Consider the following 16,333-nt stretch of genomic DNA (forward strand, 5'->3'; position numbering starts at 1 on the left):
CCTTTTTTTTCATTTTTCGCGCGAATGATAAATAAACTCATTCCGGTTTTTGCGCGGTGTTACGTCTTACTAACGTAAGCAGACAAATCGAGCCGGGCAGGGTAGCCACAGGGTTCAGTTTTTCTCGGCTGTACACCTTATTTTCCGCTGCCTGGACACACGATCGAGCCCGGGGAGGGGCCGGTCATCGACTTGCGGTGTCGCAAGCGGTTCACAGGTCCAGGCAGCGGCAGGGCACTCGGTTGCCCATGGGTCCTATCCATTTCGACTAATAATAGAGAGCACGATGTCAGCAATTCATGAGTTGAAACCTCTGTTCAAGGCTTTGGTCATCGCCCGAACCCTGCGCTCGCGTCGTTCGCTGGCCGGTCTGGGCATGGCGTGTCTGCTGCCGCTCAGCGCGCAGGTCGTCGCCGAAGACTTTACCCTCAACATTCCAGCCCAGCCGTTGCCTCAAGCGCTGCAGGCGTTTGGCACGCAGACCAATCAACAGGTGATCTACAACGCCGATGACATGGCCGGCCTGCGCAGTACGCGTGTCAGCGGCAAGTTGAGCAGCGAAGCGGCGATTGCCCAGTTGCTCAAAGGCACCGGCGTGCATTACAGCTTTGAAGGCAACACGCTGATGCTGGTGCGCGGCAGTTCGACCGAAGGTCTGGAACTGGGCGCCACCACCATCAATGCGCAACAGGTCAGCGCGACCACCGAAGGCTCGAAGTCCTACACCTCGAACGCCGTGACCATCGGCAAGGGCACCCACACCCTCAAGGAAATTCCGCAGTCGGTCACGGTGATGACCCGCAAGCAAATGGACGACCAGGACATCGTCGACCTCAAGGACGCGGCCAACAAGACCACCGGCCTGGTCGGCGCCCAAGGCGTTGGCCGGGGCTTGATCCTGTCTTCGCGCGGTTTCCAGATCGATGACTGGCAGTACGACGGCGTGCCGATCCCGCGTAACACGTACGCGCTGGGCAACTGGGCCACGCAAGATATGATTTTCTTCGACCGCATGGAAGTGCTGCGCGGTGCGTCGGGCTTGCTGCAAGGCACCGGCAGCCCGGGTGGCGCGGTCAACCTGGTGCGCAAACGCGGTCAGGCTGTACCGACCGTGACCCTGACCGGCAAGGCCGGCTCGTGGGATCACTACGGTCTGCAACTGGACGCCGGCGGACCGCTGAACCAGAACGGCACCATCCGTGGTCGCTTCGTGGCCGACCAGGACGACACCCACACCTTCGTCGATTCCGAATGGTACAAAACCACCTCGCTGTACGGCGCGCTGGACTTCGACCTGAGCGAAGCCACCACCGTGGGCGTGGCGGTCAGCCAGTCCGACGGCGAATCGCGCGCGAACGTGCGCGGCTTCCCGCGTTACTCCGACGGTAAACCGATCGACCTGCCGCGCAGCACGTACACCGGGGCGAAGTGGAACCACTCGGACATCGACGTCACCACGATCTACACCGATCTGGAACACCGCTTCAACGACGACTGGGCCTTCAAGGTCGGCGCCGTGCACATGACCGAAACCAACAAGGCGAAAAACCAGCGCACGCAAACCACCGGCTCCGGCATCCGTCCTGATGGCACCGGTATCCAGTACGCCGACTTCGTGACGGACATGGATTCCACCAAAGTCGCGCTGGACATGAACGTCACCGGCAAGTTCGAAGCCTTGTCCATGCAGCAGGAAGTCATGCTGGGCGGCAACTATTCCAAATACACCTCGGACGACAAATACGCCCGGACCTTCAACGCCAGTTCCGACAACATCTTCGACATCAATCACGACCGTCCGGAGATCAGCTACGACGGTCTGGTCAACACCCCCGGTGGTCGTGGCTTCCCGAGCAAATACGACATCCGCCAGAAAGGCCTTTACGGCAATTGGAGGGTCAAGCCTGTTGACGACCTGACCCTGGTGCTCGGCTCGCGGGTCAGCTGGTACGACTACAGCTACAAGTCCCAGATCGAGACCCCGACCAGCATCACCGACGATCAGAACAGCGCCTCCACCGAAACCGGTGAAGTCACGCCTTACGCCGGTATCATTTATGACCTGAGCCGTGAGTGGTCGGTCTACGCCAGTTACGCCGACGTCTTCACCCCGCAAACCGAACGCGACACCGCCGGCTCGGTACTGAAACCAATCATCGGTACCAACTACGAGATCGGTCTCAAGGGCGAGTTGATGGATGGCCGGATCAACACCTCCGTGGCCCTGTTCCGTTACGACCAGGAAAACCGCGCCGTTCTCAATACGGCGGGTGAGCAGAGCTGCGACGGTTGGTACTGCTCGACGGCCTCGGGCAAAGTGCGCAGCCAGGGTCTGGACGCTGAAATCAGCGGCGAAGTGACCGACAACCTGCAACTGTTTGCCGGCTACACCTACAACACCACCAAGTACCTCGACGACCCGGACAACGAAGGCAAAATCTTCAGCTGGTGGACGCCTAAACACATGCTGCGTGTGTGGGGCAACTATCAGATGACCGGCGACTGGAGCCGTGTGAGCACTGGCCTGGGCTTTACCGCACAGACCCACACGGTCGGTTTCGACCACTCCATCAACGTTCCGGGCTACACCGTGTGGAATGCCCGTGTCGGTTACCAGCTCACCTCGGAAATCGAACTGGCAATGAACGCCAACAACCTGTTCGACAAGACCTACTTCGCGGCGGCCTACGACCAGCTTAACGGCAACAACAACTACGGCGATCCACGCAACGTGATGTTCAGCGTGAAATACACCCCGCAGTTCTGATCCATCCCCCGCTGAAACTGGCCCATGTCCCTTTGAGGGGCATGGGCCAATTCCCATCCAAACCCGACCAGCCACCGCAGCCCCCTGTGGGAGCGAGCCTGCTCGCGAAGGCGTCGGCACAGCCAAAAGTCATGTCGCCTGACACACCGCTTTCGCGAGCAAGCTCGCTCCCACATTTTTGTTCGGTGTTGTTCGCAAAATGTGTGGCCGACACAGATCCCCTGTGGGAGCGAGCTTGCTCGCGAAGGCGTCGGCACAGCCAAAAGTCATGTCGCCTGACACACCGCTTTCGCGAGCAAGCTCGCTCCCACATTGGTTTGGTGTTGTTCGCAGGATTTGTAGCCGACACCGCCCCCTGTGGGAGCGAGCTTGCTCGCGAAGGCGTCAGTTGACCCACCGCATAAACATGTTTAACGGCGGGTGTTTAAAGACACTCGGTGTTACGTCATAAACGGCTACAACGCCTTGCGCCGTTACCTACGCGTACGCCAGAATCCGCCGGCTTGTGCGGCTTTGGGCTGGGCTATATCGTTTCCGGGTCACTGCAAAACAGTGATCGGGTTTGGTAGCCCGTCGTGATAGTCGTATGGCAACACCTTATGCAGCCCTGTTGTTGGGAAGCGCTTTATGGTGGTCATGCGTGGGGCTCCTTCGGGAGCGCCGGGTTTTCTGTCGCGACCGGTCTACCAACCCACGTATGGCCGCCACCCAGTCGTTTGGTAGCGAAGGTGATGGCTCCTCAAATTTGCGATGGAGTTTTATCTATGTTCAAAGTAACGCCCAACCCTCCGAATACCGGTCCAGTACCGTTCGACGCTTCTTTCAACCTTGACCCTGAAAAAATGAAAGCGGCGGCCGACCGTGCGCTCAAGTTCTACCTCGACCCCGGGGCGACGAAAACGCAGATACCGCCCCGCAGGTCCGGCACCTTCTACACCATCGACGCAGCGGTGGATCACGAAGCGTTGCTGGCAGAGGTCTACGAATCGCTGTCATCGGCCCGCGCGATGGTCAACGATCTCGTCGAGCTGTCGGAAGGCCCGCGACGCCAAACAATGCTGGTGTTGCATCGGTCGCTTGTGATGGGTGAAATGGCGGCGAATCGCATGCTGGATAACCACACGCCTGTGTAGCAGCCAGGCACATCCCCTGTGGGAGCGGGCTTGCTCGCGAAGGCGGTGTGTCAGCTGAATGAATGTCGGCTGACACGGCCTCTTCGCGGGCAAGCCCGCTCCCACACTTATTTTGTGTTGTTCGAATATTTGCGGCAAACGCTGTTCCCTGTGGGAGCGGGCCAGCGTCGTTCATATGATGTGAGCTCGACACAAACCCCCCTGTGGGAGCGAGCTTGCTCGCGATAGCGGTGGATCAGTCATCTTGATGTTGGATGTGCCGCCGTCATCGCGAGCAAGCTCGCTCCCACATTGGTCCAGCGTCATTCATTTGATTCGGGCCGACACAAAATCCCTGTGGGAGCGGGCTCGCGAAAGCGGTGTGTCAGCTGAATGAATGTCGGCTGACACGGCCTCTTCGCGGGCAAGCCTCGCTCCTACAGGAGGATTGCGCTGAACCTGCTCTTTTTTTGCCGTCGCCCGATCAGTTACAGGACTCGCCCTGGCCGCCAAGGAACACGTCGGTAAACGAGTCCAGCAGCGACTCGGCGTAGATCATGCTGCGGTGCGGCAGCGGGGTGTGGATTGATGTGTGCAATTGGCCTGTCACGTTGTGGGCCCTGAGCAACTGCTCCGAAAACAGTACTTGCTCCAGGGTTTTGTGAGACAGCGACCACCAGCAACTGACCTGGACCTTGAGCCGTGGCAGCGAGAATTCTTCGAACGCTGCCACCAGCCGTTCGTGGATCGCAAAGGCTTGTGCGTTCATGATCTCTTGCTTGATCCCGTCCAGGGTCGCGATCATTTCCTGTTCCCCGGTCGCCGTCTGTTCGCTGGCCCAGCGATAGAAGGCCTTGAGGTCGGCCGTGGGGTTTTCGGCGATGAAACTTGCCGCCGCCGTTTCCAGGTGCGCGAACATCAGGGTGAACACTTCGAGCGCCGCCTTCAGTTCGTTTTCCGCGCTGAGGTGGTTCGGGTTGTCTTGTTCCAGCGGCTTGCGCGGCAGGTCGGCGGGCAGGTCACGTTCCGGCACGTTGGTGTCGACCAGACCCAGGAAACTCACCTCGTGGCCTTGCTGTTCAAGGCGCGCGGCGATGTCCATGGCGATCGCGCCGCCCAACGACCAACCCATCAGCCGATAAGGCCCATGTGGCTGCTGCTCGACAATCTGCGCGCTGTAATCGGTGATCATCTCGGCCCAGGTCTGCGCGCCTGATGCCTTGTCGGCAAAGCCCTTGTGCATCACGCCGAAGGTTTTGGCGTGGGGTGCGAGTTTTTTCGCCAGTGGCTGGTAGCAAAACACGATGCCGCCGCTGGGGTGCAGGCAGAAAAGTCCGGGCGCCGAGGCCGTCGAGGCATTCAGCGCGACCACGCATTGTGTGTTTTGCTGATGCTCCTGGGCGATGAACCTGGCCAGAACTTCGACCGTCGGGTAAGCGAGCATTTGTTGCAACGCCAGTTTTATCCCGAGGCGGGCATGCAACTGCGAGATGAATTGAATCGCCAGGATCGAGTGGCCACCGAGTTCGAAAAAGTTATCGTCCAGGCTGACCCGTTTGACCTGCAAGGCTTCCTGCCAGAGTTCGGCCAGGGCTTTTTCCAGCGGAGTCACCGGGGCAACGAACGGGCGCTGCGACTGGCTCAGGTCCGGCAGTGGCAGGGCTTTGCGGTCAACTTTGCCGTTGGGCGTGAGCGGCAATTGTGCGAGGAACAACAGGTGCGCGGGCACCATATAGTCCGGCAATTCGGCCTTGAGGCTGGCCTTGAGTTCGGCGCGCAACGCGGCTTCATCCTCGACAGCCGTCGCCGTAACCACATAACCCACCAGTTGTGGACCGGTCGGGCCGTCCTGCGCCACCACCACGGTTTCGCGCACGCTATCGAGCGCCAGCAGGCGCGCTTCGATCTCGCCGAGTTCGATGCGGAAGCCACGGATTTTCACTTGATGGTCGATGCGGCCGATGTACTCGATCACGCCCTCGGCGCGGTAACGAGTCAGGTCGCCGGTGCGGTAGAGACGCTCACCGCTGAACGAAAACGGGTCCGGCACAAAGCGTTCGGCGGTCAACGCTGGACGCTGGAAATAACCGCGCGCGAGGCCGTCGCCGCCGATCAGCAGTTCACCCGGTGCGCCGATCGGGTTGAGTTCCAAATCACTGCCGAGGATGTACAGCGCGGTGTTGTCGATTGGCTTGCCGAGGTACGGACGCGGGTTCTCGCGCGTCAGCGGATGCAGGGCTGACCAGATCGTGGTTTCGGTCGGGCCGTAGAGGTTCCGGACTTTTGGCGACAGCGCGAGCATGCGTTCGGCCAATTCCTGCGGCAGTGCTTCACCGCCGCACAGGAACATGCGGCCAGTCAGGATCGAGGCTTGCTCGTGGTCGAGCAGCATGCGCCAAGTGGATGGCGTAGCTTGCAGCACCGTCACACCGTGGCGCTCGATCAGTTCGAGCACGGCTTGCGGGTCTTGGTGCACGTCTTTGCCGGTCAGCACTACACGGGCGCCGGCCAGCAGCGGACCGTAGATTTCCAGACCGAAAATATCGAACGAGAAGGTGGTCAACGACAGCATGCGGTCCTGAGCCGCGAGGCCCGGTTGATGAACCATGCTTTCGACGAAATTGCACAGGGCCGCGTGGCGCACCATCACGCCTTTCGGCTTGCCAGTGGAGCCCGAGGTGTAGATCACGTAGGCGAGATGTTCGCCACTCAGCGCCACCGTTGGGCAAGTCTGCGGATAAGTCGCCAGCCACTCAGCCGCCTGATCGAGCAACAAGGTTTTGAGCCCGGCCGGAATCGGCAGTCGTGCTTGCAGATGGGACTGAGTCAGCAACAGTTCGAGGCCGCTGTCCTCGATCATGTAGGCCAGCCGATCCTCGGGATACGCCGGGTCGAGTGGCACATAAGCACCGCCCGCCTTGAGGATCGCCAACAGGCCGACAATCATTTCCACACTGCGCTCGACGGCAATGCCCACCAAACGATCCGGGCCAACCCCCGCTTCGATCAGCTTATGCGCGAGCTGGTTTGCGCGGGCATCCAGTTGCGCGTAGGTCAAACAATCGTCGCCGACAATCAATGCCACCGCATCCGGCGTCTGTTCCGCCTGAGCCGCGATGCGCTGCTGCACACACGGCGCCTGCGCGGCGTGCTCAACCACACGATGCCAATCCTTCAACATCACGTTTTGCTCATCGCTATCCAGCAGCGGCAGTTCGCCGATCCGCCGACAGCAACCATCGACAATGCCTTGCAGCAGGTTTTGCCAATGCCGCGCCAGACGTTCGATGGTCGCCGAAGCGTAGAGATCGCGGCTGTATTCCAGGCTCGCTGTCACGCCGTGTTGCGAGTACGCGACATCCAGCGACAAATCGAACTTGGCTTGACCCAACCCCGCATCAAGAAACTCCAGCGCCAGTCCATGCAGATCCATGTGCGCAGGCTCGCCGCTGTCGGTGCGCCAGTTGAACAGCACCTGAAACAACGGATTGGCTTGCGCGCTGGCCTGCAAGTTCAGGGCATCGAAACTCAGCTCCAGCGGGTAATCCGCATGGTCCAGCGCCGCCAGGGATTCGCGGCGCAGGCGTTGCAGGAAATCGCTGCAGGACAGCATCGGGTCGAGGCGCACGCGGTACACCTGACTGCTGACAAAGAAGCCGACCAGCCCTTGGGTTTCGCTGCGATTGCGCGTGGCGTTCGGCACGCCGACGGTGAAGTCTCGCTGACCGCTGTAGCGGCTCAACAACAGTTGCCAGGCGCCGAGCGCGACCACGAACGGCGTCAGGCCCTGTTGCTGGCAGAAGCGGTTCAGGGCCGTCGACAGTGAGCCCGGCAGTTCGAATTCATGCTTGCCGGCCGGATGGCGCTGTTGCGCGCTGCGCGGGAAATCCACCGGCAAATCCAGGGTCGGCAACGGCGTGCCCAAGTAGTTTTGCCAGTAGTCGGCGCTGTTGGCGCAGGTCGCGCTGTGCAGGTAGTCATCGCGTTGCCAGGCAGCGTAGTCGGCGTATTGAATCGGCGGACGCGGCAGCGGCGGGGCGTCTGCGTCGCTGGCCTGGGCGAAGGCGCGGTTGAGGTCCTGCATCAGGATCGCGTTGGACCAGGCATCGGAAACGATGTGGTGCATGTTCATCAGCAACAGGTGTTCTGCGGCGCCGACCTTGAGCAAGGTCGCGCGCATCAGCGGCGCCTGACGCAGGTCGAACGGCGCGCCTGCCTGGGCCTCGATGCGCTGCGCAATCTGACGGGCGCGGTCTTCATCGGCGAGTTCGGACAGGTCTTCCACGTCGAGTACCAGCCTTGCCTGAGCATCGACCACTTGCATCGCCACACCGTCGATCTCGCGGAACGCCGTGCGCAGGATGTCGTGGCGATCGAGCACTCGGTTCAGCGCGATTTCCAGACGCTGCGCCTGCAACGCGCCGCTGATGCGCATTACGCGTGGCAGGTTGTAAGCGGCGCTGTCCGGTGTCAGTTGCTGCACAAACCACAAGCGTTGCTGGGCGAAAGAGAGCGGCGCCGGGGTGTTCTGCGCGCGGGCGGCAATGCCTTGGGGTTGATCACCGGCATCGGCCAGCAGCAGCGCCAGTAAATCATCATCGATCATGTCGTTCATCGGTCTCTCGTCGTCGGCGACCGCCTGGGCGCTGACGGCTTGGCCGGACATCGCGCCCACACGGGTAAACATTCAGTGGGTAACGGCCGGAGCGCGGGCGCTCCGGCGGATTGACAGGCGTTGGCTGAGAACGTGGTCAGACCGCCGTCAACGATTGCTTCTGCGCGACGACCCGTCCGCCCTCCATCCGCACCAATTGGTCGGCGACATCGAAGTAACGGTCGTCGTGGGAAATCACGATGATGGTCTTGCCCAGGTATTTGAGTTCCGGCAACAGCTCGGTGTAGAAAATCCGGCGGAAGGCCGGGTCCTGATCCGCCGCCCATTCGTCGAACACCAGCACCGGGCGTTCTTCCAGCCAGGCGTTCAGCAGGGCCAGGCGTTTGCGCTGGCCGGTGGACAGGTCGGTGGTGCTGAAAGCGCCATCGCGGATGCTGACCTTGTGCGAGATTTCCAGGCGTTCCAGGTAACGGTTGGCGTCCTCGGGAACGTTCTGCTCGCCTTGCACCAGTTCATCGAACAGGTAGTAGTCGGCGAAAATCGTGGTGAACAACTGGCGATAGTCGTCGCGGTTATGCGCCAAAACCGGTTTGCCGTTGAGGATGATTTCCCCGCCCTGTGGCGCATACAGCCCCAGCAACAGCTTGATCAGCGTGGTTTTGCCGCCGCCGTTCTCGCCGACGATAAACACGATCTCGCCCTGGGAGATGGACAGGTTCACCGGGCCAAGGGCGAAGGGTTTGCTGCCGTCCACCGCCGGGAAAGCGAAGTGCACGTCGCGCAATTCCAGGTGTTCGACCACCGGTTTCGGCGCGTCTTTGTCGCTGAGCAACAGGTGCGGTTCAGGGGAGGAAAACTGCTCCGCCAGGTCGGCAATGCGCTTGAACGCAATGTTCGCGCGGCTGACCACCGGCAGGGTGGTGATCAGGTATTCCATCGGTCCTTTCATGTACAGCAGCACCAGCACGAACCCGCTGAGCACCGCTTTATCGGAGCCCAGCCACATCGATTGCAGGACCAGCGCCAGGCCGATCACCACGAAAAACAGCATCGACCCGAGGGTCTTGGCCACCACGAAGGTGTTGACCGCGCGGATGTGCGTGTTGCAGATGAAATCGGCGGTGCCTTCGATGCGTTGGCTGAACATGCGTTGGCGGCGCGGGCGATGGATGCGCAGCTCCTTGGCGCCAGCGGCAATCGCGCTGTAGTGCTTTTGCAGTTCGTCCTCGGCTTCGCGCGCGGCCTGGAAACCCTTGATGCCTTTGGAGCGGGCCACGTATTGCAGCGCGGTGCCGATCACCAGGGCGACCATCAGCAAGGCAAACATCGGCAACGACAGGTAGGCCAGGTAGCTCAGGCAACCGAGGGTGACGGTGAAGGCGATGGCCAGCGGCGCGAAGGAAAACGCGAAATCGCTGACGGTGTCGACGTCATGGGTCAGCACCGGAATCAGTCGATAACTGCGGAAGCGCTCGATCTGTTCGATCGGTGCCAGCAGGACTTTTTCCCCGAGGGATTTACGCAGCCCGGCGATGATGTGCTGGCCGACATGGTTGGTGCCGATGTCCGACAGGATCGACGTTACGAGTGCCACCGCGCACAGGCCGATAAAAGTGAGCACCACACGGGTGGACGGGGTGGCGGCGGCATTCAACGCATCATTGATGGTCGCCAGCAACGCGGTGATGCTGAGGCCACCGAGCATGCCGAGCATGATCGACACCACAACGATGACCCGGAAAGGCCTGAGCAGGCCGAGGACTTCACTGAAGGCTCCGCGGGATTTTGAGGTCATGGAAGTTTCCGCTTCAAGTGCCGCTAAGGGCAAAGGTTCAAGAGTTTGGCTGCTTAAAAGACGAAACCCGTGGGCGACGATTTAGCCGCTCACGGGTTTGTTGCACGTCATGCGACGGGAGGTGAGAGCCTCACAGATCCCGAGCGACGCGAAAGCCCAGCCAGTCGCCACGGGTATCGGGGTAGGTAGCGTTGCGATTGCCCGAACGGGAGAACACCGGTGCTTCGCCCCAGTCGTTGCCACGGATGCGCCGCACCTTGCAGTCGCCGCTCAGCCAGGCACTGCCGTCGCTTGGCGCGCCAACGTAGTTCTCGTTGAAGCAATCGGCGGTCCACTCGTAGACGTTGCCGTGCATGTCGTACACGCCGAAAGCGTTGGCCGGGAAACTGCCTGCCGGCGCGGTGAAGTTGTAGCCATCGGCCGCGCCGTAGGTGTTGGCGTGCTTGGCGATGCTGTATTCCTTGCCTTCGTCGAACGGGAAGGGGAACGGCCCGGTGCTGCCGGCGCGAGAGGCGTATTCGCGCAGGGATTCGCTGACCAATCGATAAGCCTTGCCGGATTTTTTCGACAGCCACGCCACATAAGCATTGGCTTCTTCGAAGTCCATGCACACCGCCGGATGCTTGGCGGTACGCTCGTAGCGTGGCACGCCAGCCTTGCACTCGCGGCCCGGACGGGTATCGCCGTCGGGCATCACGTAACCGGTGTCACGCAGGTAGGCGTCCCATTCGCCGGCCAGCACCTGGAAGCGGCTGATGGCCAGCGGTTTGGCGAACGTCACCGGGTGCAACGGGCCTTCATCCGGCTCGCGACCGACTTCATCTTCCGGGGTGCCCATGGTGAACGTGCCGGTGGGCAGCACGACCATTTCCGGACAGTCCTTGCAGTCCTTGAACACCTTGCCCGGCTGGGTAGGCGCGGCGGCTTGCGCGAGGCCCGGCAACAGGCAAGCGACCACGGCGGCGAAAGCCAGTGCGGGGAGCGTCTTCAAGGAAAAACTACGCGGCTCACTGTTCATCATCTCTCTCGATACAAAGGTAAAAGGAGTCGTATCTGTTCAATGCGCATCCCTGTGGGAGCGGGCTTATGTGGCGAGGGGGCTTGCCCCCGTTCGGCTGCGCAGCAGTCGTAAAACCATCGCATGTGGTATGCCTGATGCACCGCAATCGTAGGTTCTGGGACCGCTTCGCGCTCCAACGGGGGCAAGCCCCCTCACCACACAGGCTCGCTCCCACAGGGGTTGTGTTGGCGCATCCTTAGCCGAGCTGTGTGCTGAGCAACGCCATGAAGCGGTCGATTTCAGCCTCGGTGTTGAGCAGCCCCGGTGCGGTGCGCACCACCGGGCCGACGTCGCGTTCCACCGCATCGGCGACCACTTTGTTTTGCATCAGGTACGCGGCGATCTTGTCGCTGTTCTTGCCCTTGACCCGGAAGAAGCTGAAACCCGATGACAACTCGGGGCTCAGCGGCGTGACGAGCTCGATCTGCGGGTGGGCTCGCAGGCGTTTCTTCATGTAGCTGTTGAGCGCATGGATGCGCGCCTGGACGTCGGCCTTGCCCAGTTGCAAATGCAATTTGAAGGCTTCGTTCAGCGCCCAGCGGTGTTCGAACGAGTGGTAACCACCGGGGGTCATGGTGGTGGAAAACGCCGTGGCTTCGGAGAAGGTCGGAATGATCGGCGTGACGTATTTGACCTCTGGGCTGCGGCTGCAAACGATGCCGGTGCCGCGCGGGCCGAACATCCATTTGTGGGTGCCGGCGATAAAGAAGTCGCAGTTCATCGCCTTGAAACTCAAGTCCTCGACGCCAAAACCGTGCACGCCGTCGACCAGGTAAATGATCCGGTCCTTATCGGCGCGGTTGCGGTTGTGTTTGTCCACCAGCGCGCCGATTTCCGCGATCGGAGTTTTCACGCCACTGCCGGACTGCACCCAGGTCATGCCCAAAACGCGGGTCTCGGGTTTGATGCCTTGGTCGATGGCGGTCAGGATTTCTTCCTTGGTGACCGTCTGCGGATCCTTGAACAACCGGAGCTTGCGCACCTTGGTGCCGTCGCGCTGGGTGCGCAAATCGAGGATGGTGTGGGTGGCGTAGTGTTCGTGGACGGTGGTGAGGATTTCCTGATCGGGACGCACGTGAACGCCGCCGTAGATCATCGCCAGGCCTTCGGTGGTGCTGCCGGTCAGCGCGATCTGCTTGGCATCGGCTTGCAGGTAACGACCGGCCCACACGCGAACTTCTTCTTCGCGCTGTTCGATCACGCCTAGGTCCCAATCCATCGCCAGCCCGGGATTTTTATCGAGGGCGGCGCGGTGCATCTCGATGGCTTCGCGCACGGGTTTGGGGTGCGAGGTGATCAGGAAATTGGAGAAATGCAGATAGGCCGGGTCCTGGTCGAACAGTTGGCGCAACTGCGCCCATTTGTCCCCGGACACTGGTGCTTTTGCTGCGGCACTGGCGGCGGAGGGCAGGCCGGCAGTCAGCGGCAGGCCGGCGGCGAGGATGCCGGCCTGTTTCAGGAAGGTTCGACGATCACTCATGGTTTGCTCTTGTCCTGCTGCGAAATCAATGCGGGCTTGGCGGCTTTCTGCACTTGATCCCAGACCCGCAGGAAGTTGCCGCCCCAGAGCTTGGCGATGTCCGCCTCGGAGTAGCCGCGCGACAGCAGTTCGGCGGTCACGTTGCGGATTTCGCTGACGTTCTCCCAGCCTTTGACGCCGCCGCCTTCGTTGAAGTCGGAGCTGATGCCGACGTGGTCGATACCGATTTTGCGCACCGTGTATTCGATGGCGTCGCCCAGATCCTTGAGGCTGGCCTTGGGTTCTTCTTCGAGGATCGCGTAGAGGCCGCTGGCGTACTGGCCGAACTTCTGCTCGGACCAGGCGGAGATGATCGGGTCGCCCGGCATCAGCGCCATCGCGAGGTTCGGCAGGGGCGGCAGGTCGAAGCGTTGGCGCAGTGCGTTGAGCTTGTCCTGGGTCGGCTGCGACAGCGGTTTGAGGTACTGCGAGAAGCCGACGATCTGCACCACGCCGCCGCTGTTTTTGATCAGTTGCAGTTCTTTGTCACTGAGGTTGCGCGGGATATCCACCATGGCCCGTGGCGCGGAGTGCGAGGCAACCAGCGGTGTGCGGCTCAGTTGCGCGACTTGCTCCAGGGCCTTGGTCGACATTTGCGAGACGTCGATGATCACCCCCAGGTCATTCAAGCGATGCACCGCTTGTTTGCCGAGGTCGGAGAGACCGTCGAGGGCGTCTGGCGAATCGTTGAAAAACGGCAGCGGCCGCGAGGAATCGGCCCAGTCGTTGTTGCCGATGTAGCTGAACGCGAACATGCGCATGCCGCGCGCCGTCCACAGGTCCAGCAGGCTCAGGTCGTGGCCCAGCGGGTAGGCGTTGAGCATGCTGATGAAAATGGCGAACTTGCCTTCACCGTGCAGGCGACGGAAGTCGTCGGGGGTGTAGGCGATGGCGACCTGATTGGGGAAGTCGCGGACCATCCCGGTGATGATCTTGTAGCGGATCTCCTGCTGGTTGCGCGCTTCTTCGAGAAACCCGGCGGTAGGCTTGTGCGGTGCGTTGGCGCCGTTCCAGATTTCCGGCCAGCCAAAAATCGTCAGGGCCGCGCCGGAGAGATGGCCGCGATTGGCCTTGACCAAGTCGAACTGGCCTTTGCCATCCTTGTCCGCCTCGTTGCCCTGGGTGCCGAAGTTCTGCATCAGGCTGACGTGGCTGTCGAAAGACAGTATGCGTTCGTGGAGTTCGTCGGCCTGCTTCATCACTTTGACCGGGTAGCCGGGGTTGTCCTTGAACCAGTAATCCCAGGCTGCATAGCCTGCACCGGCGCTTATCGCCAGAGCCAGCGGCAGGCCGATGTAAAGAGCCTTTTTCGAACGTGGTTTTGTCATTGCCATCTCAGTCAGGTTCGCCGTCGAGGTGCAGGCGCAGGGGCCTTTGCTATCTGGGAAGAACGAGTGGCTGGCGGGAAAATTTAGGTGGTTGTTCGCAAGCCTCGCTCCTACAGATGCGCGACGCATAACCTGTAGGAGCGAGGCTTGCCCGCGAAGCTCTTAAATTTGTCGGCAGGATGAACGTTCTAGCTTGGATAAAGCCTGCTTCATGGCTGACACAGGTAGGGCAATGACGATTTCTCGACGATGGTTCATGGCGGGCCTGGCGCTGACCGGCGCCGCCGTGCCTGCGGCTTTTTATGGGCATCGCGAATGGACGAAGCCGGACCCGACGATCACCCCTGGTGAGGCGACGGTCGATCTGGCGGACACTGCGGGCCAGCATCTGGCGAATTCGCTGCGTGGCGTCTGGGATGTTCGCTTCGAGGGCGCGCAGGCGGGCCTCGATGGTTTGCCGTTGCAAGGCCTGGAACTGTTGCTCGACGTCGCCCAGCGCGGGCGCGGCTTGCGCGGTTATCTGGACACCGCGCAGCAGTTGCGTGGCGATGCTGAGCCGCGTTATCGGCTCATGGGCGATCTGGTGTCACCCAAGCCTGGCGAGATGTATTGGCGCCTGATCGATACGCAATCGGCCAACGGCGCAGCGACGTATGAGTTGTCGGTGATTCTCGATGAGGTCTGGGCCGATTTCGGCAATGCCGGCAGTGGCACGCTCAGCGGGCGCATTCTGCGGCTGGACCGTCCACTCGGTTTACCGGCGCTGGACAATCGCTTTGTCGCGCACAAGCGCCTGTTTCCTGAAGCGCGGGAGCGTACCGGTCTGAATTCGACGTTACTGGCGTGGCTGATTTCTCCGGAGCATCGTTTGTTTCATCAGCTCTGGCATGCCTCGCGGGATAAATGGCACACGCTCTCCGAAGACAAGCGCGGGGCCTTGCGCGGGATTGGCTGGCAGCCCGGCCCGCGGGACAAGGAGCGCGATGCCCGGGGTCCGAAGAAGGATCGCAATGGTTCAGGCGTGGATTTTTTCTTTATGCACCGGCACATGCTCGCCACCGCGCGCTCGATGCAAGACCTGCCGTCCTGGCCAAACTTCCCGATGCCGCAACCGGAACTGGAGCGGGATCGCCAGGGTTTTGCCCGCTATTTCGACAACCACGATGGGGCTTCACTGCCGCCGACCTGGCTGGCGGGCGAGGATCCGGAGTACACCCAGTGGGTCAGCGACATCAAGACCGCCGAGACGTATCACAGCAATTTCCAGGTCTGGGAATCGCAGTACCGCGATCCGCGTTATCTGTCGAAGTTGACGTTGGGGCAGTTCGGTTCGGAAGTCGAACTGGGTTTGCATGACTGGCTGCACATGCGCTGGGCGTCGGTGCCGCGGGATCCATCGAATGGTCAGCCGGTGCCGTTCGCCCGGGATCCTTCGGACTTTGCCGCACGTTGGTTCGGGCCGGAAAACGATTTTCTCGGTGACCCATTTTCTTCCCATGTGAACCCGGTGTTCTGGCATTTCCACGGCTGGATCGATGATCGTCTGGAAGACTGGTACCGCGCGCATGAACGCTTCCATCCGGGGGAGGTCACGCGGCTGGAGGTCAATGGCGTGCCGTGGTTCGCCCCGGGCCGCTTCGTCGAAGTCGACGACCCCTGGCTCGGCCCGAGCACCCACGGGTGCAGCACCACGCCGGGATTGCAGGCGGGCAAGTCGGTGGAAATGGACCCGGAAACCATGAAACTCGCGCTGCGCATCACCTTCGGCACCGACGAAAAGAAACTCGCCGACCTGTTCCGCCGCGTGCCGCAACGGCCGTGGTATGCACGGAATTTGAAGGTCAAGCAGCGGCAGGTTTGACGACGGCGTTATCGTTCATTCGCGAGCAGGCTCGCTCCCACACAAGATCTATGGTGAACACAGTATTTGTGAACACCTGAGATCCCCTGTGGGAGCGGGCTTGCTCGCGAAAGCGTCGGCACATCCAACATTAATCTCGCCTGACACTCCGCCTTCGCGAGCAAGCCCGCTCCCACAATTTATCTTTGGTGAATGCAGTATCTGCGTACGCCCTGGATCCACTGTGGGAGCGAGCTTGCTCGCGATGGCGTTCTGTCAGTCGACGGGGATTGTGGA

Annotated in this window: 8 protein-coding genes; 3 read left to right on the forward strand and 5 right to left on the reverse strand. The window is 61.2% G+C overall.

Going from position 1 to position 16,333, the window contains the following annotated elements:
* Positions 1-286: 286 nt before the first annotated feature.
* Together NK667_RS05440 and NK667_RS05445 are read left to right on the forward strand one after the other, a co-directional pair.
* The gene (locus tag NK667_RS05440; protein WP_054617352.1) at positions 287-2,767 is read left to right on the forward strand and encodes a TonB-dependent siderophore receptor; all 2,481 of its coding nucleotides are present in this window, start codon (positions 287-289) and stop codon (positions 2,765-2,767) included.
* A 764-nt stretch (positions 2,768-3,531) separates the two neighbouring features.
* Positions 3,532-3,900 carry a DUF6124 family protein gene (locus NK667_RS05445; protein WP_054051488.1) on the forward strand — a complete coding sequence of 123 codons (369 nt, stop codon included), beginning with the start codon at positions 3,532-3,534 and terminating at the stop codon, positions 3,898-3,900.
* A gap of 463 nt (positions 3,901-4,363) precedes the next feature.
* On the opposite strand, the gene NK667_RS05450 is transcribed toward NK667_RS05445, so the two are convergent.
* From NK667_RS05450 to pvdM, 5 genes are all read right to left on the reverse strand, one after another.
* A complete protein-coding gene (locus tag NK667_RS05450; RefSeq protein WP_054617391.1) occupies positions 4,364-8,494 on the reverse strand; it encodes an amino acid adenylation domain-containing protein in 4,131 nt (1,376 codons plus the stop codon).
* 136 nt (positions 8,495-8,630) lie between these two features.
* Positions 8,631-10,289, reverse strand: a complete 1,659-nt coding sequence (locus tag NK667_RS05455; protein WP_054617351.1) for a cyclic peptide export ABC transporter — start codon at positions 10,287-10,289, stop codon at positions 8,631-8,633.
* Positions 10,290-10,419: 130 nt separating this feature from the next.
* Positions 10,420-11,307, reverse strand: coding sequence for a dihydropyoverdine dehydrogenase (pvdO, locus tag NK667_RS05460; RefSeq protein WP_054617350.1), 888 nt, complete (start codon positions 11,305-11,307; stop codon positions 10,420-10,422).
* Positions 11,308-11,545: 238 nt separating this feature from the next.
* Entirely contained in the window at positions 11,546-12,829 is a 1,284-nt protein-coding gene (pvdN, locus tag NK667_RS05465; protein ID WP_054617349.1) for a pyoverdine-tailoring periplasmic protein PvdN, read from the reverse strand.
* Positions 12,826-14,196 (reverse strand): pyoverdine-tailoring dipeptidase-like protein PvdM, encoded by a 1,371-nt coding sequence (gene pvdM, locus NK667_RS05470; RefSeq protein WP_054617348.1) that lies wholly within the window; start codon positions 14,194-14,196, stop codon positions 12,826-12,828. The genes pvdN and pvdM overlap by 4 nt, the downstream gene beginning before the upstream one ends.
* Before the next feature lie 232 nt (positions 14,197-14,428).
* Here pvdM and pvdP point away from each other — a divergent pair, with 232 nt between their 5' ends.
* A complete protein-coding gene (gene pvdP / locus NK667_RS05475; RefSeq protein ID WP_054617347.1) occupies positions 14,429-16,057 on the forward strand; it encodes a pyoverdine maturation tyrosinase PvdP in 1,629 nt (542 codons plus the stop codon).
* The last annotated feature ends 276 nt before the right edge of the window (positions 16,058-16,333 follow it).

The organism is Pseudomonas nunensis, assembly GCF_024296925.1.
Taxonomy (GTDB): Bacteria; Pseudomonadota; Gammaproteobacteria; order Pseudomonadales; family Pseudomonadaceae; genus Aquipseudomonas; species Aquipseudomonas nunensis.